23 protein-coding genes, 2 pseudogenes and 5 other annotated features are annotated in these 22,769 nt (G+C 49.5%); of the genes and pseudogenes, 10 read left to right on the top strand and 15 right to left on the bottom strand.

Annotation, left to right across the window (positions count from 1 at the left end):
• Positions 1–9 precede the first annotated feature (9 nt).
• Positions 10–1,229: a sequence feature (Similar to Escherichia coli K12 glycolate oxidase iron-sulfur subunit gi: 1789350 (762 aa). BLAST with identity of 98% in 760 aa. This CDS ontains frameshift. The sequence has been checked and is believed to be correct.), on the top strand.
• From glcF to SF3007, 9 genes and pseudogenes are all read left to right on the top strand, one after another.
• A pseudogene (gene glcF, locus SF3017) lies at positions 10–1,229 on the top strand. It overlaps the preceding feature by 1,220 nt.
• 4 nt (positions 1,230–1,233) lie before the next feature.
• The gene (glcG, locus tag SF3016) at positions 1,234–1,638 is read left to right on the top strand and encodes a hypothetical protein (RefSeq protein ID NP_708790.2); all 405 of its coding nucleotides are present in this window, start codon (positions 1,234–1,236) and stop codon (positions 1,636–1,638) included.
• A 21-nt stretch (positions 1,639–1,659) separates the two neighbouring features.
• Positions 1,660–3,831 (top strand): malate synthase G, encoded by a 2,172-nt coding sequence (glcB, locus tag SF3015; RefSeq protein NP_708789.1) that lies wholly within the window; start codon positions 1,660–1,662, stop codon positions 3,829–3,831.
• Positions 3,832–4,185: 354 nt separating this feature from the next.
• Positions 4,186–5,774 (top strand): annotated as a pseudogene (gene yghK, locus SF3014).
• 1,401 nt (positions 5,775–7,175) lie between these two features.
• Positions 7,176–7,944: a mobile genetic element, on the top strand.
• Positions 7,231–7,506, top strand: a complete 276-nt coding sequence (gene insA, locus SF3013; RefSeq protein ID NP_708787.1) for an insertion element IS1 protein InsA — start codon at positions 7,231–7,233, stop codon at positions 7,504–7,506. It overlaps the preceding feature by 276 nt.
• Positions 7,945–8,713, top strand: a mobile genetic element.
• A complete protein-coding gene (gene insA, locus SF3011) occupies positions 8,000–8,275 on the top strand; it encodes an insertion element IS1 protein InsA (protein ID NP_708785.1) in 276 nt (91 codons plus the stop codon). (Overlaps the previous feature by 276 nt.)
• Before the next feature lie 99 nt (positions 8,714–8,812).
• Positions 8,813–9,418: a hypothetical protein gene (locus tag SF3009; RefSeq protein NP_708783.1), complete on the top strand. Its 606-nt coding sequence runs from the start codon at positions 8,813–8,815 to the stop codon at positions 9,416–9,418.
• A gap of 134 nt (positions 9,419–9,552) precedes the next feature.
• Positions 9,553–9,792 (top strand): hypothetical protein, encoded by a 240-nt coding sequence (locus SF3008; RefSeq protein NP_708782.1) that lies wholly within the window; start codon positions 9,553–9,555, stop codon positions 9,790–9,792.
• A gap of 65 nt (positions 9,793–9,857) precedes the next feature.
• Complete coding sequence (locus SF3007) at positions 9,858–10,325, top strand: hypothetical protein (RefSeq protein NP_708781.1); 468 nt, start codon at positions 9,858–9,860, stop codon at positions 10,323–10,325.
• Between the two features lie 73 nt (positions 10,326–10,398).
• Positions 10,399–11,656: a mobile genetic element, on the bottom strand.
• Here the strand turns inward: SF3007 and SF3006 are convergent.
• The 13 genes from SF3006 to SF2994 all read right to left on the bottom strand — a co-directional run bounded on the left by SF3006 (position 10,429) and on the right by SF2994 (position 19,297).
• Positions 10,429–11,295, bottom strand: a complete 867-nt coding sequence (locus SF3006) for an insertion sequence IS3A transposase InsF (RefSeq protein NP_708780.1) — start codon at positions 11,293–11,295, stop codon at positions 10,429–10,431. It overlaps the preceding feature by 867 nt.
• A complete protein-coding gene (locus tag SF3005) occupies positions 11,292–11,600 on the bottom strand; it encodes an insertion sequence IS3 transposase InsE (protein NP_708779.1) in 309 nt (102 codons plus the stop codon). Its footprint lies within the feature at positions 10,399–11,656. Before SF3005 ends, SF3006 begins: the two co-directional genes overlap by 4 nt.
• Before the next feature lie 337 nt (positions 11,657–11,993).
• Entirely contained in the window at positions 11,994–12,284 is a 291-nt protein-coding gene (locus tag SF3004; protein NP_708778.1) for a hypothetical protein, read from the bottom strand.
• A gap of 245 nt (positions 12,285–12,529) precedes the next feature.
• Positions 12,530–13,858: a mobile genetic element, on the bottom strand.
• Positions 12,543–13,751, bottom strand: coding sequence for an insertion element iso-IS10R transposase (locus tag SF3003; RefSeq protein NP_708777.1), 1,209 nt, complete (start codon positions 13,749–13,751; stop codon positions 12,543–12,545). Its footprint overlaps the feature before it by 1,209 nt.
• Positions 13,859–14,353: 495 nt before the next feature.
• Entirely contained in the window at positions 14,354–15,196 is an 843-nt protein-coding gene (locus SF3002) for a hypothetical protein (RefSeq protein ID NP_708776.1), read from the bottom strand.
• A gap of 84 nt (positions 15,197–15,280) precedes the next feature.
• Positions 15,281–15,478: a hypothetical protein gene (locus SF3001; RefSeq protein ID NP_708775.1), complete on the bottom strand. Its 198-nt coding sequence runs from the start codon at positions 15,476–15,478 to the stop codon at positions 15,281–15,283.
• A 19-nt stretch (positions 15,479–15,497) separates the two neighbouring features.
• A complete protein-coding gene (gene yeeW, locus SF3000) occupies positions 15,498–15,986 on the bottom strand; it encodes a hypothetical protein (protein NP_708774.1) in 489 nt (162 codons plus the stop codon).
• Positions 15,983–16,360, bottom strand: coding sequence for a hypothetical protein (yeeV, locus tag SF2999; protein NP_708773.1), 378 nt, complete (start codon positions 16,358–16,360; stop codon positions 15,983–15,985). The genes yeeW and yeeV overlap by 4 nt, the downstream gene beginning before the upstream one ends.
• 46 nt (positions 16,361–16,406) lie before the next feature.
• A complete protein-coding gene (gene yeeU, locus SF2998; protein NP_708772.1) occupies positions 16,407–16,784 on the bottom strand; it encodes a structural protein in 378 nt (125 codons plus the stop codon).
• 79 nt (positions 16,785–16,863) lie between these two features.
• Positions 16,864–17,085: a hypothetical protein gene (gene yeeT, locus SF2997; protein ID NP_708771.1), complete on the bottom strand. Its 222-nt coding sequence runs from the start codon at positions 17,083–17,085 to the stop codon at positions 16,864–16,866.
• 86 nt (positions 17,086–17,171) lie between these two features.
• On the bottom strand, positions 17,172–17,663 hold the full coding sequence (gene yeeS / locus SF2996; protein NP_708770.1) for an RADC family DNA repair protein: 492 nt from the start codon (positions 17,661–17,663) through the stop codon (positions 17,172–17,174).
• Positions 17,664–18,137, bottom strand: a complete 474-nt coding sequence (locus SF2995; RefSeq protein NP_708769.2) for a hypothetical protein — start codon at positions 18,135–18,137, stop codon at positions 17,664–17,666.
• Between the two features lie 341 nt (positions 18,138–18,478).
• A complete protein-coding gene (locus tag SF2994; RefSeq protein NP_708768.1) occupies positions 18,479–19,297 on the bottom strand; it encodes a hypothetical protein in 819 nt (272 codons plus the stop codon).
• A gap of 103 nt (positions 19,298–19,400) precedes the next feature.
• Between SF2994 and SF2993a the strand changes: the two genes are divergently transcribed.
• Entirely contained in the window at positions 19,401–19,589 is a 189-nt protein-coding gene (locus SF2993a) for a hypothetical protein (RefSeq protein ID YP_008439280.1), read from the top strand.
• A 118-nt stretch (positions 19,590–19,707) separates the two neighbouring features.
• Here the strand turns inward: SF2993a and SF2993 are convergent, their stop codons facing one another.
• Complete coding sequence (locus SF2993; protein ID NP_708767.1) at positions 19,708–20,163, bottom strand: hypothetical protein; 456 nt, start codon at positions 20,161–20,163, stop codon at positions 19,708–19,710.
• A gap of 75 nt (positions 20,164–20,238) precedes the next feature.
• Positions 20,239–22,755 (bottom strand): hypothetical protein, encoded by a 2,517-nt coding sequence (locus SF2992; protein NP_708766.2) that lies wholly within the window; start codon positions 22,753–22,755, stop codon positions 20,239–20,241.
• Between the last annotated feature and the right edge of the window lie 14 nt (positions 22,756–22,769).

The raw sequence follows: 22,769 nt of genomic DNA, 5'->3' as shown, positions 1-22,769 counted from the left end.
GAGCAGGCTATGCAAACCCGATTAACCGAAGAGATGCGGCAGAACGCGCGCTGGAAGCCGACAGCATCCTGTGCGCCTGTGTTCACTGCGGATTTTGTACCGCAACCTGCCCAACCTATCAGCTTCTGGGCGATGAACTGGACGGGCCGCGCGGGCGCATCTATCTGATTAAACAGGTGCTGGAAGGCAACGAAGTCACGCTTAAAACACAGGAGCATCTCGATCGCTGCCTCACTTGCCGCAATTGTGAAACCACCTGTCCTTCTGGTGTGCGCTATCACAATTTGCTGGATATCGGGCGTGATATTGTCGAGCAGAAAGTGAAACGCCCACTGCCGGAGCGAATGCTGCGCGAAGGATTGCGCCAGGTAGTGCCGCGTCCGGCGGTCTTCCGTGCGCTGACGCAGGTAGGGCTGGTGCTGCGACCGTTTTTACCGGAACAGGTCAGAGCAAAACTGCCTGCTGAAACGGTGAAAGCTAAACCGCGTCCGCCGCTGCGCCATAAGCGTCGGGTTTTAATGCTGGAAGGCTGCGCCCAGCCTACGCTTTCGCCCAACACCAACGCGGCAACTGCGCGAGTGCTGGATCGTCTGGGGATCAGCGTCATGTCAGCTAACGAAGCAGGCTGTTGTGGCGCGGTGGACTATCATCTTAATGCGCAGGAGAAAGGGTTGGCACGGGCGCGCAATAATATTGATGCCTGGTGGCCCGCGATTGAAGCAGGTGCCGAGGCAATTTTGCAAACCGCCAGCGGTTGCGGCGCGTTCGTCAAAGAGTATGGGCAGATGCTGAAAAACGATGCGTTATATGCCGATAAAGCGCGTCAGGTCAGTGAACTGGCGGTCGATTTAGTCGAACTTCTGCGCGAGGAACCGCTGGAAAAACTGGCAATTCGCGGCGATAAAAAACTGGCCTTCCACTGCCCGTGTACCCTACAACATGCGCAAAAGCTGAACGGCGAAGTGGAAAAAGTGTTACTTCGTCTTGGATTTACCTTAACGGACGTTCCCGACAGCCATCTGTGCTGCGGTTCAGCGGGAACATATGCGTTAACGCATCCCGATCTGGCACGCCAGCTGCGGGATAACAAAATGAATGCGCTGGAAAGCGGCAAACCGGAAATGATCGTCACCGCCAACATTGGTTGCCAGACGCATCTGGCGAGCGCCGGTCGTACCTCTGTGCGTCACTGGATTGAAATTGTAGAACAAGCCCTTGAAAAGGAATAAAAAAATGAAAACTAAAGTCATTCTTAGCCAGCAAATGGCGAGTGCAATTATTGCCGCAGGTCAGGAAGAGGCGCAGAAAAATAACTGGTCTGTTTCCATTGCTGTTGCCGATGACGGCGGTCATCTGCTGGCGTTAAGTCGCATGGACGATTGCGCGCCGATTGCGGCTTACATCTCCCAGGAGAAAGCGCGTACCGCCGCGCTGGGGCGTCGTGAAACTAAGGGCTATGAAGAGATGGTGAACAACGGACGTACCGCGTTCGTGACTGCGCCGTTACTGACGTCGCTGGAAGGCGGCGTACCGGTTGTTGTTGATGGGCAAATTATTGGTGCCGTGGGCGTTTCTGGTTTAACCGGAGCACAGGATGCGCAGGTCGCGAAAGTGGCAGCAGCGGTGTTGGCGAAATAAGCGAAAACGAGGAGAGAAACAATGAGTCAAACCATAACCCAGGGCCGTTTACGCATTGACGCCAATTTTAAACGTTTTGTGGATGGAGAAGTTTTGCCGGGCGTGGAACTGGACGCTGCTGCATTCTGGCACAATGTTGATGAGATCGTTCACGATCTGGCACCAGAAAATCGTCAGTTGCTGGCAGAACGCGATCGCATTCAGGCGGCGCTTGATGAGTGGCATCGCAGCAATCCGGGGCCGGTAAAAGATAAAGCGGCCTATAAATCTTTCCTTCGTGAACTGGGCTACCTGGTGCCGCAACCGGAGCGCGTGACGGTGGAAACCACGGGCATTGACAGCGAAATCACCAGTCAGGCGGGGCCACAGCTGGTGGTTCCGGCAATGAACGCCCGCTACGCGCTGAACGCGGCGAACGCTCGCTGGGGCTCACTGTACGATGCGTTATACGGCAGCGACATCATCCCGCAGGAAGGGGCGATGGTCAGTGGCTACGATCCGCAGCGCGGTGAGCAGGTTATCGCCTGGGTTCGACGTTTCCTCGATGAATCACTACCGCTGGAAAACGGCAGCTATCAGGATGTGGTGGCGTTTAAGGTGGTCGATAAACAATTACGCATCCAGTTGAAAAATGGTAAAGAAACCACGTTACGTACTCCAGCACAGTTTGTCGGTTACCGTGGCGATGCCGCTGCGCCGACCTGCATTTTGCTGAAAAATAACGGCCTGCATATTGAACTGCAAATTGATGCCAACGGGCGGATTGGCAAAGACGATCCGGCGCACATCAACGATGTTATCGTCGAAGCTGCTATCAGTACCATTCTCGACTGCGAAGATTCGGTCGCGGCGGTTGATGCGGAAGATAAAATCCTGCTGTACCGCAATCTGCTGGGCCTGATGCAGGGGACTCTGCAAGAGAAAATGGAGAAAAACGGTCGGCAAATCGTACGTAAACTGAATGACGATCGTCAGTACACCGCCGCCGATGGCTCTGAAATTTCTCTGCACGGACGCTCGTTGCTGTTTATCCGCAACGTGGGTCATTTGATGACCATTCCTGTGATTTGGGACAGCGAAGGCAATGAAATCCCGGAAGGTATTCTTGATGGCGTCATGACTGGCGCGATTGCCCTCTATGATTTAAAAGTGCAGAAAAACTCGCGCACTGGCAGCGTCTATATTGTGAAACCGAAAATGCACGGTCCGCAGGAAGTGGCGTTCGCCAACAAACTGTTTACCCGCATTGAGACAATGCTCGGTATGGCACCGAATACCCTGAAAATGGGCATTATGGATGAAGAACGCCGGACCTCGCTGAACTTGCGTAGCTGTATCGCTCAGGCGCGCAACCGCGTGGCGTTCATCAATACCGGTTTCCTCGACCGTACCGGCGATGAAATGCATTCGGTGATGGAAGCTGGCCCGATGCTGCGTAAAAACCAGATGAAATCGACGCCGTGGATCAAAGCCTACGAACGTAATAACGTGCTTTCCGGTCTGTTCTGTGGGCTGCGCGGTAAAGCGCAAATCGGTAAAGGCATGTGGGCAATGCCGGACCTGATGGCAGACATGTACAGCCAGAAGGGCGACCAACTGCGTGCCGGGGCAAACACAGCCTGGGTTCCGTCACCAACCGCTGCTACGCTCCATGCGCTGCACTACCACCATACCAACGTACAGAGCGTGCAAGCCAACATTGCCCAGACCGAGTTCAGTGCTGAATTTGAACCGCTGCTGGACGATCTGCTGACTATTCCGGTGGCTGAAAACGCTAACTGGTCGGCGCAAGAGATCCAACAAGAGCTGGATAACAACGTGCAGGGGATTCTGGGGTACGTGGTGCGTTGGGTGGAGCAGGGGATTGGTTGTTCAAAAGTGCCGGATATTCACAACGTGGCGCTGATGGAAGACCGCGCAACGCTGCGTATCTCCAGCCAGCATATCGCCAACTGGTTACGTCACGGTATTCTGACCAAAGAACAGGTGCAGGCGTCGCTGGAGAATATGGCGAAAGTGGTTGATCAGCAAAATGCTGGCGATCCGGCTTATCGTCCGATGGCGGGGAATTTCGCTAACTCGTGTGCTTTTAAAGCTGCCAGCGATTTAATCTTCCTCGGCGTGAAACAGCCAAACGGTTATACCGAACCGTTATTACACGCCTGGCGTTTACGCGAAAAAGAAAGTCATTAATAGCGTCAAAAAAGCCCCGGCAAGTTTTATTGTCGGGGCTATGATAGTAACTGCGGTAGTACATTTATCCCGGAAATAACCGGAGCGATTATCAGGGTTTAACAATATTAAATACCCGTAGCGCATTACTAGCGGGCCTAAAACAACAATATGGACATCTTAACGATACTCTGCGCCTGCGTGTGCGGAACAGAAACCCTTACCCGATATACTTGTTATGCCAGAGGTAGCAATTGCGTTAGCGGCGTACTGTTGCTGTAAAGTATAACGCCTATATTTTACAGTTCAGTCCTCTTTTGCTTATTACAACCTTAAGTATATCAAGCATATAAAGATAATAAGAGACTGAACAATATGGTTACCTGGACCCAAATGTATATGCCGATGGGAGGACTGGGGCTATCCGCTCTGGTCGCGCCCTGATCCCGATAATATTCTTCTTCGTTGCACTCGCGGTATTACGTCTGAAAGGACATGTTGCTGGAGCAATAACCCTTATATTATCTATCCTGATTGCGATATTCGCCTTTAAAATGCCGATTGATATGGCATTTGCTGCTGCGGGCTATGGCTTTATTTATGGATTATGGCCAATTGCGTGGATTATTGTCGCGGCGGTGTTCCTGTATAAATTAACCGTTGCCAGCGGGCAGTTCGATATTATCCGCAGCTCGGTTATCTCCATCACCGACGATCAGCGTTTGCAGGTGTTACTGATTGGTTTCTCCTTTGGTGCGTTGCTGGAAGGAGCTGCTGGCTTTGGTGCGACGGTGGCGTTTGGTGCGTTGGGCGTGCCGATTCTGGTCGCCGGTCAGGTAACGGGAATCGATCCGTTCCACATTGGCGCAATGGCGGGACGTCAGTTACCGTTCCTGTCGGTTCTTGTGCCGTTCTGGCTGGTAGCAATGATGGACGGCTGGAAAGGGGTGAAAGAGACGTGGCCAGCGGCGCTGGTTGCTGGGGGAAGCTTCGCTGTCACTCAGTTCTTTACCTCTAACTATATTGGTCCGGAACTGCCGGATATTACTTCGGCGCTGGTGAGTATCGTCTCACTCGCTTTATTCCTTAAAGTCTGGCGGCCGAAAAATACCGAAACGGCAATCAGCATGGGGCAATCCGCAGGTGCGATGGTGGTAAATAAGCCATCTTCTGGCGGTCCCGTGCCTTCAGAATATAGTCTGGGGCAAATCATTCGTGCGTGGTCACCGTTTTTAATCTTAACGGTGCTGGTCACCATCTGGACCATGAAGCCGTTTAAAGCGTTATTTGCTCCGGGCGGCGCGTTTTATTCACTGGTGATTAATTTCCAGATCCCTCATTTGCATCAACAAGTGTTGAAAGCGGCACCCATTGTCGCCCAACCAACGCCAATGGATGCGGTGTTTAAATTCGACCCTCTCTCGGCTGGCGGCACCGCTATTTTTATTGCGGCGATTATCTCTATCTTCATCCTCGGCGTGGGCATCAAGAAAGGGATTGGCGTCTTTGCCGAAATGCTAATTAGTCTGAAGTGGCCGATATTGTCGATTGGCATGGTGCTGGCATTCGCCTTCGTCACCAACTATTCCGGCATGTCCACCACGCTGGCGCTGGTACTGGCAGGTACAGGCGTGATGTTCCCGTTTTTCTCACCGTTTCTCGGCTGGCTGGGCGTATTCCTTACCGGGTCGGACACTTCTTCAAACGCCCTGTTTGGTTCACTGCAATCGACCACGGCGCAGCAAATCAACGTCTCTGACACTCTGCTGGTGGCAGCAAATACCAGCGGCGGCGTAACTGGCAAGATGATCTCCCCGCAATCTATCGCCGTGGCCTGCGCCGCGACGGGCATGGTGGGCCGAGAATCTGAACTGTTCCGCTACACCGTGAAGCACAGTCTGATTTTTGCCAGCGTTATCACCCTGCTGCAGGCGTATGTGTTTACCGGGATGTTAGTCTCGTAAATCAATAAAGCCGGATGAAGGTAAATATCACCCGGCTTTCCATTTGTCTGTCGTTTATCTCGCCAGGGAACCGTTTTTACGATTGGCTTCTTTATACGTAGTCTCCGTTTTACGATGCGAATTGTTTAATATTTATACAACTTGGCTTCTGTGCTGGTTATAAAGTACCCACTTTCATGAGATCAATTTTAGTATGTTATTACATTGCTTCATCTGTTGCTTTCATGACGAATGGCGTTTTTTCTCTTATTTATATTTTTCACTAGAACAATGAGTAGATCAAAATTCCCAAAACTCCCAAAAACATAAGATTATTCGCAAAGCTGATTTTGCAGAATAATGAGAACTTTTAAGATTTGTCGAGGATCAATTTTAAGCAATTTATCTCCACTTGTTACATAAAAGATGCCGTTAGGTTAATAAGTTAATCTTGCTATAACAGTGTTCGTTACTGCCTATTAATAAAGATATTTGGGATAGGGTAACGTGGATGAGGATTCGAAATCATCCGTCTTGCGGAAAGTGAAATGTTGGCAGATGTTAATATTATGTATGTATTTTAACTCCAACAACACACCAATCATTTTGTTAGAAATAAGAAAATTTATGGTTAAATAATTTGGTGATTATGAAGCATTAAATCGTAATGCCAAATATTGTTCGCTTTGGAGAGTATTATTGCCTGTTTGTGTCTGTTGAGCAGAAAAATCATCTGAATTTGAATACTTTTATTAGGTGTGAATAAATGAAAAAATCATTAAAATCATTAAAATCATTAAAATCATTAAAATCATTAAAATCATTAAAATCATTAAAATCATTAAAATCATTAAAATCATTAAAATCATTAAAATCATTAACTTATATGAATATTTCAGAGTTGGAGTTCGAATGTTGACACCTGAGTATTTCCTGCTAAAAATAGCCCTGCTTTACGGATGGTTGTATTGCAATAACACGAAAGTAGTAAGAGATTAAAGGTATCTGTCAGCGATAACTCTGCAAGTGATGACATTTTGTAAACCAAATAATGTAAATCAGCAATGTATCTTTTCACTTAATTATAACAAATGTGGTATTCACTAAGAATCTGATACGAGCTTACATCACGACTATTTTAGTCTCATCGCGGGATACAGGGATGCACCGATGGATCTCAGCACACCGTAATGCAATACCTGAACAAATAGAACAGTAAAGTGGTTCAGTATTAATGAAAGCTCTTATTTTCCGTTGGGAAAACTTAAAATAGATGAGAAGGCTTTTTGATTTCTTATGTGATCTCATTTCGAGTATTGAGAAATTTGTGATTTTTAAATTTTTCAATAAGCCCTGTAAGGGATTGGGGTTTTATGAGAAATAAAGAGACGTATTGTCTTTGTTTAAACGGTACGTAAATTGGGTAATGCTGCCAACTTACTGATTTAGTGTATGATGGTGATTTTAAGGTGCTTGCGTGGCTTCCATTTCCATCAGATGTCCTTCCTGCTCCGCTACTGAAGGCGTGGTGCGTAACGGCAAAAGCACTGCCGGACATCAGCGCTATCTCTGCTCTCATTGCCGTAAAACATGGCAACTACAGTTCACTTACACCGCCTCTCAGCCCGGTACGCACCAGAAAATCATTGATATGGCCATGAATGGCGTCGGATGTCGCGCCAGTGCACGCATTATGGGCGTTGGCCTCAACACGGTTTTACGTCACTTAAAAAACTCAGGCCGCAGTCGGTAACCTCGCGCATACAACCGGGCAGTGATGTGATTGTCTGCGCTGAAATGGACGAACATTGGGGCTACGTCGGGTGCTAAATCACGTCAGCGCTGGCTGTTTTACGCGTATGACAGGATACGGAGGACGGTTGTGCCGCACGTCTTCGGTGAACGCACTCTGGCCACACTGGAGCGTCTTCTGAGCCTGCTGTCGGCCTTTGAGGTCGTGGTATGGATGACGGATGGCTGGCCGCTGTATGAATCACGCCTGAAGGGAAAGCTGCACGTTATCAGCAAGCGTTACACTCAGCGCATTGAGCGACATAATCTGAATCTGAGACAACATCTGGCAAGGCTGGGACGGAAGTCACTGTCGTTCTCAAAATCGGTGGAGCTGCATGACAAGGTCATCGGGCATTATCTGAACATAAAACACTATCAGTAAGTTGGAGTCATTACCGGTAATGCTGCCAACTTACTGATTTAGTGTATGATGGTGATTTTAAGGTGCTTGCGTGGCTTCCATTTCCATCAGATGTCCTTCCTGCTCCGCTACTGAAGGCGTGGTGCGTAACGGCAAAAGCACTGCCGGACATCAGCGCTATCTCTGCTCTCATTGCCGTAAAACATGGCAACTACAGTTCACTTACACCGCCTCTCAGCCCGGTACGCACCAGAAAATCATTGATATGGCCATGAATGGCGTCGGATGTCGCGCCAGTGCACGCATTATGGGCGTTGGCCTCAACACGGTTTTACGTCACTTAAAAAACTCAGGCCGCAGTCGGTAACCTCGCGCATACAACCGGGCAGTGATGTGATTGTCTGCGCTGAAATGGACGAACATTGGGGCTACGTCGGGTGCTAAATCACGTCAGCGCTGGCTGTTTTACGCGTATGACAGGATACGGAGGACGGTTGTGCCGCACGTCTTCGGTGAACGCACTCTGGCCACACTGGAGCGTCTTCTGAGCCTGCTGTCGGCCTTTGAGGTCGTGGTATGGATGACGGATGGCTGGCCGCTGTATGAATCACGCCTGAAGGGAAAGCTGCACGTTATCAGCAAGCGTTACACTCAGCGCATTGAGCGACATAATCTGAATCTGAGACAACATCTGGCAAGGCTGGGACGGAAGTCACTGTCGTTCTCAAAATCGGTGGAGCTGCATGACAAGGTCATCGGGCATTATCTGAACATAAAACACTATCAGTAAGTTGGAGTCATTACCTAATTGCTTAACTTAATGTAAACAATATGATTTTGCATCTTACTTCATACAAAGTTGTAATGAGTAGTCATGTGAAGAAGAAAACAGGGGTCGGTACTTATGAGCGATGACCGTTTTTATTTTTCTTTAGGGCAGGGAGTTAAGTTTTACCCAGCGTCTCGACGTATCACCACCAGTACAGGCAATGTAATCAATCTGTCTGAAAACGGCTATCGATTTTTACTCCTTTTACTACAGGGAGAATCCGATAAGCAACATATTATCAATGAGGTTTGGCGGGAGCAGAAAGGTTCGGTAAGCGACAGCAGTTATTATGGGCAGATTTACATGCTTAGAAAGGCATTAGACGTCGCAGGTTTGTCGAGTTCTCTAATTAAAACCATTCCGCGAAAAGGCGTCAGATATCTGGGAAAGGTCGAGAAACATGTCTGTGAGAATGAGCGTGACAGTGATGAAGACAGTAGTAGCTATACCAACGATAGCGAGGCCAGGGAAGTAAACACTGATGCAAACATTCCTGAGAATGATAACAGCCAGGAATTCTCTACTGAAGAGCTGCTCCCAATAAAACATACTGACAAAAATATTGAATGGTATAGAACGAAGCAGTGGAGTGTTTTTATTAGCGTTCTTACCGTGTTAGCAGTGTGCTGGCTGACGACGCTTGTTTTTTTAGTCTTACTATTTCTTAATCAAGATAAATGATATTAAATGTAATTTTTTTTGAAGACTAAATAGCGGGAATAGATAATTATAGCCACATCCCAAAAATATGGGATACCGGTGACACGCAGATGAAGCTGGTGGTTTGAATTTAAATAATAATATACGAGGAAAACATGAATACTTTTATTACTAAGTACTATGGTAAAACTAAACAGTGCTTTGCGCGTTTCGCGAAGGATGAACGTGGTGTTACTGCAATCGAATATGCATTGATTGGTGTTGCTATGGCAACTCTGCTTGCTTTCATCTTTGGCGATCAGAACTCAGGCTTCCTGGGCGCAATTAAAGATGCATTCGACGCTATCGCTGCAGCAATTCAACAGGTAACGATTTCCGGAACGAGTAATCCGTAACTTATAAAAAATAAAAAAACTCTCTAGAGGCTGTCAGACGTAAAGGAATATGTCTGGCAGCAACCTTGTATGGTACATGGAGTCTTTCAATGGCAGCAATATGGTTACTAAGAGTCGATCTTTTATTTGTTGCGCTCTTTCTTATTTTTATTTCATGGGGGGATATATTACTCAGAATTATTAGCCATCGTTATTTACTGGTGTTAACCGTGCTTATTTTTTTGGCACTCATTTTACAGCATCAAAAACCCAATCTGGTTGCAGCCGGGAGCGTTTTGCTCGTGGGCTTCTTTCTTTTTTCCGCAGGGATAATTGGCGGCGGTGATGTCAAGCTGTTAACTGTTCTTTCGTTAGCTATTGATGAACATGAACTGGCTAATTTTCTCGTCGCAATGACCTTTTGCGGCGCTCTGGTTGTTCTGGCAGGTCTTCTTTTTTTTCGAAAATCAATTCGTGAAAACGGTGTGCCTTATGCTGTACCAATTTCATTGGCTTTTCTGCTTACATATCCTGTTTTCCCATTGTTTTGTTAATTTTTTAGGACAGCATAAATGAATCATCGGATGCTTTTTTTTCTCTCAGTAATTGTGATAGCAGTAGGTCTTGTGATCCTACCCACGTAATATGGACACAGGCCTAAGCAAGGTTCTGGTTTTCAAATTGTTCCGGACTGAGGCCGCCACACCAACTGTGCCGCCGCCACCGATTGTAATCACATTCGATATAATTAAACACCGTTGCCCGCATTATTTCCCGGCTGATAAAGTGTTCTCCATGGATACATTCCACTTTCAGCGAATGAAAGAAGCTTTCCACGCAGGCATTATCGTAGCAGCAACCTTTTGCGCTCATACTTCCACGCAGATTATGCCGTTTCAGTTGCGCCTGATAATCTGCTGAACAGTACTGGCCTCCACGGTCCGTGTGAACGATAACGTTCCGGGGCCTCTTACGCCGCCACAGCGCCATCTGCAGGGCATCGCAGGGCAGTTGCGCCGTCATGCGTGGCGACATTGACCAGCCAATAACGGCACGTGACCACAGGTCAATGACCACTGCCAGATACAGCCAGCCTTCATCTGTACGTAAGTACGTGATGTCTCCTGGCCACTTCTGGTTCGGGCCACTGGCGTAAAAATCCTGCTCCAACAGATTTTCTGACACAGGCAGGCCGTGTGCGCGGTAGCTGACCGGGCTGAACTTCCGGGAGGCCTTTGCCCTCAGTCCCTGACGGCGCAGGCTTGCCGCCACGGTTTTTACGTTAAAGGGGTAACCCTGAGCACGCAGTTCATCCGTCAGGCGTGGGGCACCGTAACGCTGTTTTGACCGGGTAAAAGCCGCGAGGACAACGCTGTCGCAGTGTTGGCGGAACTGCTGACGCGTGCTTATCCTTGTCCGCCGCTGACACCACGTATACCAGCCGCTGCGGGCCACCCGGAGCACGCGGCACATTGCTTTGATGCTGAACTCAGCCTGATGTTTTTCAATAAAGACATACTTCATTTCAGGCGCTTCGCGAAGTATGTCGCGGCCTTTTGGAGGATAGCCAGCTCTTCATCCCGTTCTGCCAGCTGGCGTTTGAGACGTGCAATCTCGGTAGACATCTCCAGTTCACGTTCAGAAGACGTCTGCTGATTTTGCTGTTTACTGCGCCAGTTGTAGAGCTGTGATTCATACAGGCTGAGTTCACGGGCTGCGGCAGTAACACCGATGCGTTCAGCAAGCTTCAGGGCTTCACTGCGAAATTCAGGCGAATGCTGTTTACGGGGTTTTTTACTGGTTGATACTGTTTTTGTCATGTGAGTCACCTCTGACTGAGAGTTTACTCACTTAGCCGCGTGTCCACTATTGCTGGGTAAGATCAGGCTGAGGAGTCCCCAGAAAAGAAGACAGGCATAGAGTTTTGTGATCTACTGATTGCGCTAACAAATTCAATGAGATCACCTCTATGCCTGCCCGTTAAGTATGTCAGGCTTTTTTCCGTAATGCTCTAACTTCCACGCATTGGTTTCTGACATCAAATAAGGCTATGACTTTCTCTCCCTTTTAATCTCATTCTGATCTAAAACCATATCTTAAAAAAATGCATGGGTATTTTAATTATTTTGATGTTGATCTAACGCACTCAAGGACCATTTTATTACCGATTATCCATTCTATTTAACTGTTGCGATATAAATGTTTGTTTTAGGTGCTTTAATTCAGTACAAGTCATCAAACCGTACCAGACCCTGACTGTCAGTGACACCGACAGGTGGGGGCGGCGGTGTGGGGTCAAACTGAGTGTGTCTGCCTCTGGCCCACAGAGCCAGCTCTGCCGCCATTGCCCGTGGATGATACTCCAGCTGCACGTTGAGACCGGAAACTGGGTTGTTGTTCTCATCCACGAACTGCAGCGCCAGCCAGTGCATCCGCTGCTTACCGCAGGCGACTTCTTTGTACTTCATTTTGTGACTCAGGCAGGTGACTGTCGTGTTGCCTGTTGCGTCCATTTTGCGGTTAAACCCTTTTAATTCAATTTGTTAAATTGCTTTCCACCTTTTGCGGGGCGCGACTTAACCAAAATATTCACTGTTATCATAATATGCAATGGGCTGGAGGTTGCAGGTCATTTAGGGATTTTCTGTAAGCCCCGTTTTGCAGAACGTTCTATCTCCGATTGAGATCCTGTCTCTCGGTATTACCGGTAGTCTGGCCATAATCCCCTATGGATCATATTGATATAGTAGGCATAACACTGAGAGATCCCCTCATAATTTCCCCAAAACGTAACCATGTGTGAATAGATTTTGAGTAAGCAGGGTTGCAGCCACGAGTGAGTCTTCCCTTGTTATTGTGTAGCCAGAATGCCGCAAAACTTCCATGCCTAAGCGAACTGTTGAGAGTACGTTTCGATTTCTGACTGTGTTAGCCTGGAAGTGCTTGTCCCAACCTTGTTTCTGAGCATGAACGCCCGCAAGCCAACATGTTAGTTGAAGCATCAGGGCGATTAGCAGCATGATATCAAAACGCTCTGAGCTGCTCGTTCGGCTATGGCGTAGGCCTAGTCCGTAGGCAGGACTTTTCAAGTCTCGGAAGGTTTCTTCAATCTGCATTCGCTTCGAATAGATATTAACAAGTTGTTTGGGTGTTCGAATTTCAACAGGTAAGTTAGTTGCTAGAATCCATGGCTCCTTTGCCGACGCTGAGTAGATTTTAGGTGACGGGTGGTGACAATGAGTCCGTGTCGAGCGCTGATTTTTTCGGCCTTTAGAGCGAGATTTATACAATAGAATTTGGCATGAGATTGGATTGCTTTTAGTCAGCCTCTTATAGCCTAAAGTCTTTGAGTGACTAGATGACATATCATGTAAGTTGCTGATAGGTTTCCAGTTTTCCGCTCCTAGGTCTGCATATTGGACTTTTCCTCTTACTCGACTTAACCAGTACCAACCCAGCTTCTCAACGGATTTATACCATGGCACTTTAAAGCCAGCATCACTGACAATGAGCGGTGTGGTGTTACTCGGTAGAATGCTCGCAAGGGCGGCTAGAAATTGGTCATGAGCTTTCTTTGAACATTGCTCTGAAAGCGGGAACGCTTTCTCATAAAGAGTAACAGAACGACCGTGTAGTGCGACTGAAGCTCGCAATACCATAAGCCGTTTTTGCTCACGGATATCAGACCAGTCAACAAGTACAATGGGCATCGTATTGCCCGAACAGATAAAGCTAGCATGCCAACGGTATACAGCGAGTCGCTCTTTGTGGAGGTGACGATTACCTAACAATCGGTCGATTCGTTTGATGTTATGTTTTGTTCTCGCTTTGGTTGGCAGGTTACGGCCAAGTTCGGTAAGAGTGAGAGTTTTACAGTCAAGTAAGGCGTGGCAAGCCAACGTTAAGCTGTTGAGTCGTTTTAAGTGTAATTCGGGGCAGAATTGGTAAAGAGAGTCGTGTAAAATATCGAGTTCGCACATTTTGTTGTCTGATTATTGATTTTTGGCGAAACCATTTGATCATATGACAAGATGTGTATCTACCTTAACTTAATGATTTTGATAAAAATCATTAGGGGATTCATCAGGGCATAACACCCAAAAGTTGACTAAAGCTAAATCAATCAGAGTGAAAAATGTTCGGTTTGATGTTGGGGGGGACTGAGGAGGGGCCAACGCAGGTGGTATGCGTTTTACTTCAGACCGGACAAAGACCGGATGTATCCGTGCAGTAATGAATCCGTTAGCCAGGTGCTCATGTGGAAATAGTGTCTATTGGGGATTTGAAGTTTGACAGAAAAGGCCACAGTGACCAGAAGGGGGCTACTTAGAAGAAATGTTCAGGCTGGGTGGAAGAGGTAAAGCAGTGACATCAGCATTCAAAGTGACCGGATATCTACCAGAACCCCAGAAAGCAAAAAACCAGCCCGTAGGCTGGTTCTTCTAAATAGTGGTGCCGGACTCGGAATCGAAAATTTCTTTTATCATATTGATATTAATGCAATTTGTTTGGTTTGATTAAAAATGTACCCTCAATTATACCCGCAGTCCCTTTTGATATCGAAAGGGAATCACTCTCGGGATCAGGCTGAGAGCACAGAAGGAAAGTACCTGGCTATTATATCGTTAATTCTGTCAATCAGTTCCAGCCTTTTGAAAGTGATGTGTGCAGATCCCTTCTTAAAGTATTTAATGATGAACATCTCGTCTTCATAGCGCTCTTTACCCTGAACGGACTGGATGTGACCATCCAGACGAATAGTGATGTTTTCCCGGTTGTCGGGGATCGGTTTGCCGCTGAACAGATGTAGCATTCTTTCCAGGTCGACGAGTCGGTCAGTCTGTTGCCCGGTGATAAGATGAAACCCCCACCGGTCCCACCTCACCAGGTTGTTGACGATAATTTTACTGCCAAATTTACAGGGTGAGTTGGTTTTGTAATCCCAGCTCAGCCCTTTGAAGACGTTGATCACTCCCCGTTCAAACACTTCATCTTTGTTCTGGTGCAGTTGTTCAAATGTGCTCAGAATGTTCGCTTCGCTGATTTCCGGAAAATTATCATATTCCAGTGACCTGTACCATGTGTCCCGGGTCTGCGCATCCATCAGACTCAGCATCCCGGAACGTTGCATCAGATCACGCCAGAGTTCGCGATCAAGATTGCGTGTGATGGCTTTCATTGCGGTTTCCGGTTTCTCCATCAGCCAGCAACCGCAGCGAAAATCCTGTTTCATGGCCCAGTCCAGAGCCGTTTTACCTCTAATACTTTCTGTCATTGCTGATACTTCAGCCAGTTGTCGGATAAGTGTGTCGATTTGCAGCAATGTACTCTTTCGTACAGCCAGAATGTGGCGGATACTGGTTGAGCAGATAACGTCCGTATGCCCGTTGACCACTTCCGGACGAGAGGCTGTGATTTCAGACATAATCGATATTCCTTTTTGCAGATAAACGAAAACGCCAGCCGTATTCAGGCTGGCGTCAGTGGAATGAAGTCTGGTGAGTAAGACTCACCGGTTCTGTTGCAGAAACTGCAGCTGACGCAGGGTACGGATATCTTCCCTGGCCTGTTCAATACAGGGCAGCAGTGCTGCCGAATCCGTTTTATCCTCATCGTTGTCGAAGATAATCCCTGATTCGCAGTCAATATTGTCCTGCAGCCACGCAATCAGAATATCCAGCGCCGTTTCTGTGGTTAATAATTTCATCCAGTGTCTTTTGTCCTGATTACCAGTCGAAAGTGGGGAACCCCGGCAGACATTCTGCGCCGGCGTCCAGATGAATGAGACTGACGCCATAACGCCGGGTGAGAGTGACGACCAGACGACGGAACGTTCTGGACAGGCCCAGGCGTTTAAGCCGCAGAACCGGGTACGACCATGCATCGGTACGTAACAGATAGCCGCTGCCTGTAAAATGAATCCATTCTGTTTCGCCGTCGTCATTAGTCTGGTGTGACAGCGAGTACAGCCAGGCGTTGTCCGTTTCCGTGATATGTGCGGTGCTGCAACGTATGCAGGTAAGGGTTGTTAACGGTGGTGGTGTACTGGTTGCGTGTTGGTCGGATTTATCGACCACGCGGAGTGAATAACCGTTTTCAGAGACCTTGTTAATCAGTTCACTGAGATTAACACCATCGACGTCAACGACAATGCGCCCCATGTTCAGTGCCTGCACGTTAACGCTGTCGGCTTCCAGCGTCAGGGCCAGTTTCATTGTTTCGCTTCCGGATGCTTCCCCCGGGTAATGTTATTTACCGTTCTGTAGTTATCGCGGGTCATCAGGCCGGTTGCCCGGCGTGCCCGGAGAATATCAATGCTGTTGATTAACTGCGACGGGGCTCCTGCGCTGAATCCCGGCTGGTCGGTACGTACCAGCGCGTATTTTTCAACGAGAAAGTTCACCGCGTCACACAGTGAAATTCCTGCCTCAATATGCTGCTCAATCACACGTTCATCAGCGAACGGTGTGTCATTCAGCGTGAGGCCATAGTGCTGGTCCAGCAGTCGGGTGAGCAGTGTCTGCCAGATGGTGATGGGAGACGGGCAGCCCGATGCCTCCCGTACGTGAGTGTCGGGTAATGTATTCATCTTAAGTTCTCTGTAACAGGTGGTTATAAAGGGGAGATATCCGGTGTTATACGGTGGTTGCGGGCGCTGCCGGTGTCGGATAAACAGCCAGATAAACGTAACCACAGGAGCCGAGGGTGTCGGCTTCGCAGGTCAGCCCTTTCGCATACAGTGTGACGGTATGCTGATGGCGGGGATTCAGTTCACCGCCAGTGAGCATGAGTTCCAGTTGTTTCATCAGCAGCGGAAAGGCCTGGTCCAGGTGGTACGCATCTACGTCGCTGAACCTGCCTCTGATACCGGCGCGGTCTGCAAGGTAATGCAGGCGGTTACCCTCCTGTACCAGTCGGGCCCCGAAACAGGGCGTCACGGTGCAGGGCAGCCCCCACCAGGGGCGGTCGTGATTGTCGTCGGGAGGCGTTGTCCCGGGGAGTGTGTCTGACACGATAAAGTCCTCACAGAAAATCGGTTAAGAATGGTCCGGTAGTGGCGATAATTCTGCTCATCAGAATTCCCTTCCAGACTCAGTTCAGGGTGACGCTCATCAGCCGGACATACGGACCAAAACTGTCCTTACGGCGTTCTGCAAACACAGCCAGTACACCGGGAATATCCTGCACTTCACGGCCGGTATATGTATCCGTGCTACCGTGCCAGCGGTATTTACCGGTACAGAACGGAAAAAGACGGGATGCAGGATGCTGACGGTGAATACGCATGGCTTCACCACGGGTGATGATTTTCATGAGAATAGTCCTCCTGAATGTGAAAGTAAGAAACAGCTGAGAAAGAGAAACTGAAGTGATATGAAGGTGATTGTGACGGTGACGGGTTAAAGCAGACCGTGTTCCGCAAAGGAGAAAACCTGGCTGCCACCGACTATCAGATGGTCCGGTACCCGGATATCAACCAGGGCCAGTGCCTGTACCAGACGCTCAGTGATAAGGCGGTCTGCCTTGCTGGGGGGGACTTCACCGGACGGGTGATTGTGCGCCAGCACCACGGCAGCGGCATTGTGGTACAGGGCGCGTTTAATCACTTCCCGGGGATGGACTTCCGTACGGTTGATGGTGCCGGTGAAGAGGGTTTCACCGGCAATCAGCTGATTCTGGTTGTTCAGATACAGCACCCGGAACTCTTCACGCTCCAGTCCCGCCATGTTCAGAATCAGCCATTCCCGTGCCGCATGCGTGGAGGTGAAGGCCACGCCGGGTTCATGAAGATGGCGGTCCAGGGTTTTCAGGGCCCGCAGAATGAGGCTGCGCTCTCTGGTTGTCATTTCTCCGGGCAGAAAGGAAAGCTGCTGCATTGTCCCTGCCACCATTCAGTCGATGATGCGCATAATGGCGCTGCATTCCGGATGCTGCAGGGCGTAATCCCGCAGCCGGTAATAATGGACCGTCATGGCATAACACTCCGTACGACAGGCATGATGACTGTACGTCATCAGACAGGCAGCAATGCCGGCAGCTTCCGGACTCATTTCAGCGCGGTTACCGTTCATGGCATTGAACAGTACCCATGTTTCGTCATCATCGTCATCCGGTTCGGGTGCCATAAATGCCCCGCCGTTGTTCAGGGTGTACAGATTCCAGATACCACCGCAGTAGTCTTCGCACAGACGGTCCATCCAGCCGAAGACACGGGGCTCCAGGGTCACCCACTGTGGAATGAGGCCAAAGTGCTGCGGCCAGAAGCTGATGCGCTGTTCATCAGGGACGAGGGTGGCAACCAGTTGTTGCAGGTCAGTCTCCGGTGCACAGGCCGAAGAGGTGGTGTTCTGAGACAATGTTTTCATGTATGAAATCCTTGTAATGTGAATAAATGAGAGGGAGTAAAGGTCGGGAGCTGACAACATCACGTTCATCACTGACCGTGATGACCCGGTAATATCAGGGATGAATGATATTCGGCTGAAATTCCGGACAGCCGTACGCGTAACCGTTCCGGTCACAGACGGATGGCCAGATGCCATTGCCTGTATACTCAGTCTGCACAGACTGATTTCTCCGGGACGGTAAAGCAGACGGGTACACCAGGCGCACAGGTCATCATCAGAAATGGAACGACACCCCGGCAGCGCCTCCGGGGCGTCGGGTGATTCTGGTGCCTGAATCACGCCTTCAGGGACATGCTGCATCAGCGCAGGCTCTCCAGCAGCGTTTCTGCCATCACCCACAATGCGCGGTTGAGCTTAATATCGGTGTCGATGTTGTGAATGGCACGGGTGTGGATACGTTTTCCTTTTGCACTGCGGCCGGAAATCCCGCCTTTCAGCATATTCTCCTGGATGGTCTGATAAGTACTCCACAGGTCCTTACCGTAATCCTCCCGGCGTCGTGGCGTCAGAATGTCGGCGGTGGTGACGGGCTGATGTTCGTCACCATAACGGTAAGTCAGTGCCGCCTGTGCCAGCGCCTGGCGTGCCGGTGGCGGCAGGACCAGCGACTGCATGGCATCACGTTTCTCCTCAATCCGGTCAAACACGCCCACCACTTCGTAAGCCCCTTCAATAACTTTCTCCACCACGTTTCCCCGGTGCGGAACACGCACTTCCCCCAGAGACTGACCACAGACACACCCGTTCTGGCAGACGAATCTGAAGTAACCCGGCAGCATCTGGTAGCTGGAGGTACCGTCATGGGAGTTGAGCAGAATAATTTCAGGGACATGTTCTCCGTTTATCTCTCCGGCCCGCCGCAGACGCAGCATGTGTTTTGTGTATCCCCGGCGGCCCGGGTCGCGCACACGGGTCTGGCAGGCGAAAAAGGGCTGGAAGCCTTCCCGCTGCAGACTTTCCAGTACGGTGATGGTGGGGATGTACGTATAGTTCTGGCTTCGGGACGTGTGTTTCTCTTCCCCGAAAATCCCCGGCACATGGTGCATCAGCTCTTCATGTGTCAGCGGACGGTCACGGCGTATCTGGTTCGCATAACCAAAACGACTGACTAATTGCATACTTTGCTCCTTATCGGTGGTTAAGATTTACTGGTGCAACAAATGAAAAAAGCCGCGTCTCCCGGAGAAGACGCGGCCTGATGGATGAAATCAATGAAGTTTATTGTCTGAGAAGCCCTCCACTGGCGAGCCACGCATTAAGCTGTTTTCCGGCATCAGCTTCAGAGTTCCGGCTGCGTCAGCGTCGCTGACCTTCCGCGTTGCGGATAACCCGACGGAAATGCATTCCCGGGTCATCCTGGATAAACACATTGCGGTAAGCGGTTATGACAGCAACCGCCTGCCCGTATGAGAAAGATCCTTCAGCCAGGACATACTCTGTGTGTAACCCGGCATATCTGGTTTCTCCTGATAAATAGCCTCTGCCATACGTTGTGGCAGAGGCTGAAGCATGAAACTGACTTCAGGGATCAGTTAACATTTTTTCCGGAAACGGTAATCAGCAGTGGATGGTAGTCCTGGGGATCGAAAACCGATAACGGCAGACTGACACGATGGCCGTTACTTTCTTCAGTTGCTTTAATGATTTCGGTTGTGGCGACATTTTCCACGCACTCCGTTTCCAGAAATGCGTCTGTGGTTCGCGTGGCATTACTGTCACCAAAAGCTTCCGTTTCCATTTTTCTGGTCACCAGCGTCTGACCATATTTGTCTTTGAGTTGCAGAGTGATGGTGAGGGGGCCAAATCCTTCACCGTTTCCGCCATTATCCAGCCGGAACTGGTAAGCACAAATATTTCCCGGGAGCCATATCGTATCTGTATTGCGTATACTGATGTAACGTTGATCCTGTGCCCGGAGTGGGGCAGACCACGTTAACCCCAGAATGAAGGCGGTAATCATGCAGGTTTTGAACAGGTGAATCATGGTATTTACCTCTCTGAGTCATGACGATGACACTGGCAAATCAGGTGATAAAACCTAAAAGGAGCAGAACACACGTTATGCCGGGAGCTCCGGGGGGAATGCTTCTTCCAGCCGGTTAACCATCTTGCCGAGATGGGATGCATCATATTCCATGACGGGGCGTTGCCTGATGATACTGACCACCAGTGGTTTGATTAACATATTGGTCGCGGCCCGTTGTTGTATACCGGCGGCGAAAATGATCTCCAGAGCATTCTGATCGATAACACGGGCCAGATTCGCGTTCAGATTTTCAATCTCATGTCCGGTCAGCAGGAAACTGCCGGCAAGCCATGTCACCTGCTCCTGAATCATTGCCAGAATTTTGACGCGATCTTCTTCAACCAGCGCTCCGGCAATTTTTCCTGATACAGCGGAGGCAATCATTCCCCCCAGAACACCGCCAACCACACGCCCTGTCAGTGCACCAAATGGTCCCAGTGGACTGAACAATATCCCGCCCGCCACTGACCCGACAGCACCACCTGCCACACCGGAAGATGCCACGGCAAGATTCCTGATGAACTGCGCACCGGAGATCCGTCCCCGCAACATTTTGATCATGTCAGGGCTGGTTGTGACAGCTACCAGTGCCAGAGATGTCACCAGCGTACCCTTCATCACTTTGTTCAGGGCACTGATATTTCCTGCACCGGTCCCCTTCTGAAGCGCCTGCCGGACAGTCGGGCTGGCCGTCGAAAAATCAATATGCTTCAGCATACCCTGAACAACAGTGAGCCGGTGAAGTTGCTGGGTTGTGACGTAGACAGCCAGTGTGCGGGTGAAGGTTTTTCCTGCCTGGACAGCAGCTGTCTGCAGGGCAGCATCGCGATCGCCGGTGCTGAGCCAGAAGACCGATGCCGTCAGGGCAAAACTGATCCCTCCGGCCGCCAGACTGACAACCGACCCCTCGGCAATATCATAAGTGACCGATTCGATGGTCCCGAACCGGGTGATATTACGGGCCTGGGTATAAGTCAGATGTCCCCGACGAATCAGCCGGGACGCTTCTGCGGGATCGGTTACACCGGGTACTTTACCTTCGCGGATCTTATTCTTCATGGTTTCCACAGCGCCGGCATACTGATCACGGGGGACTTCCAGTTGCATGGGACCATGATTTCCCATGTAACGATACTGTCCGTTTTGTCCGTCGAATGCCGCACCGACGCTACGGGCTGCAGTTGAACAATATTTCGTCTGGATTTCTGTTCCGCTGACCAGTCTGTCTGCTCCATTTCTGGCATTATTATCACCGAGGATCCGTGCGTTTTTCAGACGGACTCTGTCGACAATATGGTTTCCCCGTTCAGCGGCAAACCCATGTCCCTGCCCTCCGGAAGCAAACATTTTCTCATTTGTACTCCAGGTTTCCGGCAGTTTCATGAGAATCAGACCATTCGCCGTTGCATCGGAAATAAAACCGGTGTAAGAACGTTCATAAATGTCCTGACACAGTGTTTCTGTTTCGTGACAAAGAGAGGAGCAGTACCATTCCGGAGCCGGCTTATGATTTTCCGGGGCATGATGTACTTCTGTCAGCCCGCAGGAGGCACAGATACGAAGCTCATCCACGTGGTGGAATGATACAAAACGGCGGCCTTCTGAAAAGGGGTACCAGTCACCGCCGTCCAGGCAACGATCGAGAAAATCGTCATTCGCTTCCGGTGATAAATTCAGGCGGTTCCGGAAGAGCGTTTTCAGTTCATCAGGTGTGAATGACAGGTTCTCTTTCAACTGTTCGTTAAACCCTGCCATGTTTCTTTCATACCAGGCATTGTTCAGTAACCAGTTTCCGTCTGCCAGTTCAAATTCCCTCAGTTCTCCCCGGGAAATCCGTTGTGAAATGAGTGTCAGCCAGATGCGCTCCGTCAGCGTTTCAGGAAGGCTGTAATCGTTTTGCAAACTGCTCAGCCACGATTTACTGTTGAGCACCGGTTGTTCTTCCAGTGTCTGGCTGATGGCACTGGTCAGTCTTTTCAGCGCCTGGATCTGGCTGGCCGCCCATAGCAGCGTCACTAATGCAGCCAGCCAGTACAACAACCCGCCCCACCACATCAGTGAGGGTGAAATATCGAACTGCAATGCGATCAATGGTGCGTATGCAGAACACGCCATAAGGAAAAAAGCAGTATAAAAACAGCAGTAATACCCGTTAATTTCCTTGCTGATATCTTCAGGTGTGAGCCCGTTCTGCTGAATGGTTCTTATCTGCACGGGAAGAGCCAGCAGACCAGCGGCGAGAGCGGTGGTCAGAATAAATTTTACAGAGTCAAAAGTATGAGCCTCCAGTGCGATATGTTTACCATCAAGTCCCCACATGAAGCTGATGATCATTCCGGCAATCGTCAGAAATACGCCTGCCAGCCAGCGAATATGGAATAACCGGGTTATGCGTTCAGTGATATAGCCAGCCAGTAAAGCCGGACCGAACAGACACAGCAATATGAACCCTGCCAGCGCAGACGCTGTGCTGGTTAATGCTCTGAACAAAAGGCGAAGAATGGCAAATCCTGCGATCAGCAGAATCAGCGCGCCGACTATCTGTAACATAGTCACTCCGTGAT

Origin of the sequence: Shigella flexneri 2a str. 301 (assembly GCF_000006925.2) — a bacterium.
GTDB lineage: Bacteria > Pseudomonadota > Gammaproteobacteria > Enterobacterales > Enterobacteriaceae > ECMA0423.
Note: the sequence above shows the minus strand (reverse complement) of the source record. Positions and strands in the feature narration are given on the sequence as shown.

Coding starts and splice junctions, on each gene's coding strand:
- glcG (NP_708790.2), top strand. CDS start 1,234: ATGAAAACTAAAGTCATTCTTAGCCAGCAAATGGCGAGTGCAATTATT.
- glcB (NP_708789.1), top strand. CDS start 1,660: ATGAGTCAAACCATAACCCAGGGCCGTTTACGCATTGACGCCAATTTT.
- SF3009 (NP_708783.1), top strand. CDS start 8,813: ATGAGCGATGACCGTTTTTATTTTTCTTTAGGGCAGGGAGTTAAGTTT.
- SF3008 (NP_708782.1), top strand. CDS start 9,553: ATGAATACTTTTATTACTAAGTACTATGGTAAAACTAAACAGTGCTTT.
- SF3006 (NP_708780.1), bottom strand. CDS start 11,295: ATGAAGTATGTCTTTATTGAAAAACATCAGGCTGAGTTCAGCATCAAA.
- SF3004 (NP_708778.1), bottom strand. CDS start 12,284: ATGGACGCAACAGGCAACACGACAGTCACCTGCCTGAGTCACAAAATG.
- SF3003 (NP_708777.1), bottom strand. CDS start 13,751: ATGTGCGAACTCGATATTTTACACGACTCTCTTTACCAATTCTGCCCC.
- SF3002 (NP_708776.1), bottom strand. CDS start 15,196: ATGTCTGAAATCACAGCCTCTCGTCCGGAAGTGGTCAACGGGCATACG.
- SF3001 (NP_708775.1), bottom strand. CDS start 15,478: ATGAAATTATTAACCACAGAAACGGCGCTGGATATTCTGATTGCGTGG.
- yeeW (NP_708774.1), bottom strand. CDS start 15,986: ATGAAACTGGCCCTGACGCTGGAAGCCGACAGCGTTAACGTGCAGGCA.
- yeeV (NP_708773.1), bottom strand. CDS start 16,360: ATGAATACATTACCCGACACTCACGTACGGGAGGCATCGGGCTGCCCG.
- yeeT (NP_708771.1), bottom strand. CDS start 17,085: ATGAAAATCATCACCCGTGGTGAAGCCATGCGTATTCACCGTCAGCAT.
- yeeS (NP_708770.1), bottom strand. CDS start 17,663: ATGGTGGCAGGGACAATGCAGCAGCTTTCCTTTCTGCCCGGAGAAATG.
- SF2995 (NP_708769.2), bottom strand. CDS start 18,137: ATGAAAACATTGTCTCAGAACACCACCTCTTCGGCCTGTGCACCGGAG.
- SF2994 (NP_708768.1), bottom strand. CDS start 19,297: ATGCAATTAGTCAGTCGTTTTGGTTATGCGAACCAGATACGCCGTGAC.
- SF2993 (NP_708767.1), bottom strand. CDS start 20,163: ATGATTCACCTGTTCAAAACCTGCATGATTACCGCCTTCATTCTGGGG.
- SF2992 (NP_708766.2), bottom strand. CDS start 22,755: ATGTTACAGATAGTCGGCGCGCTGATTCTGCTGATCGCAGGATTTGCC.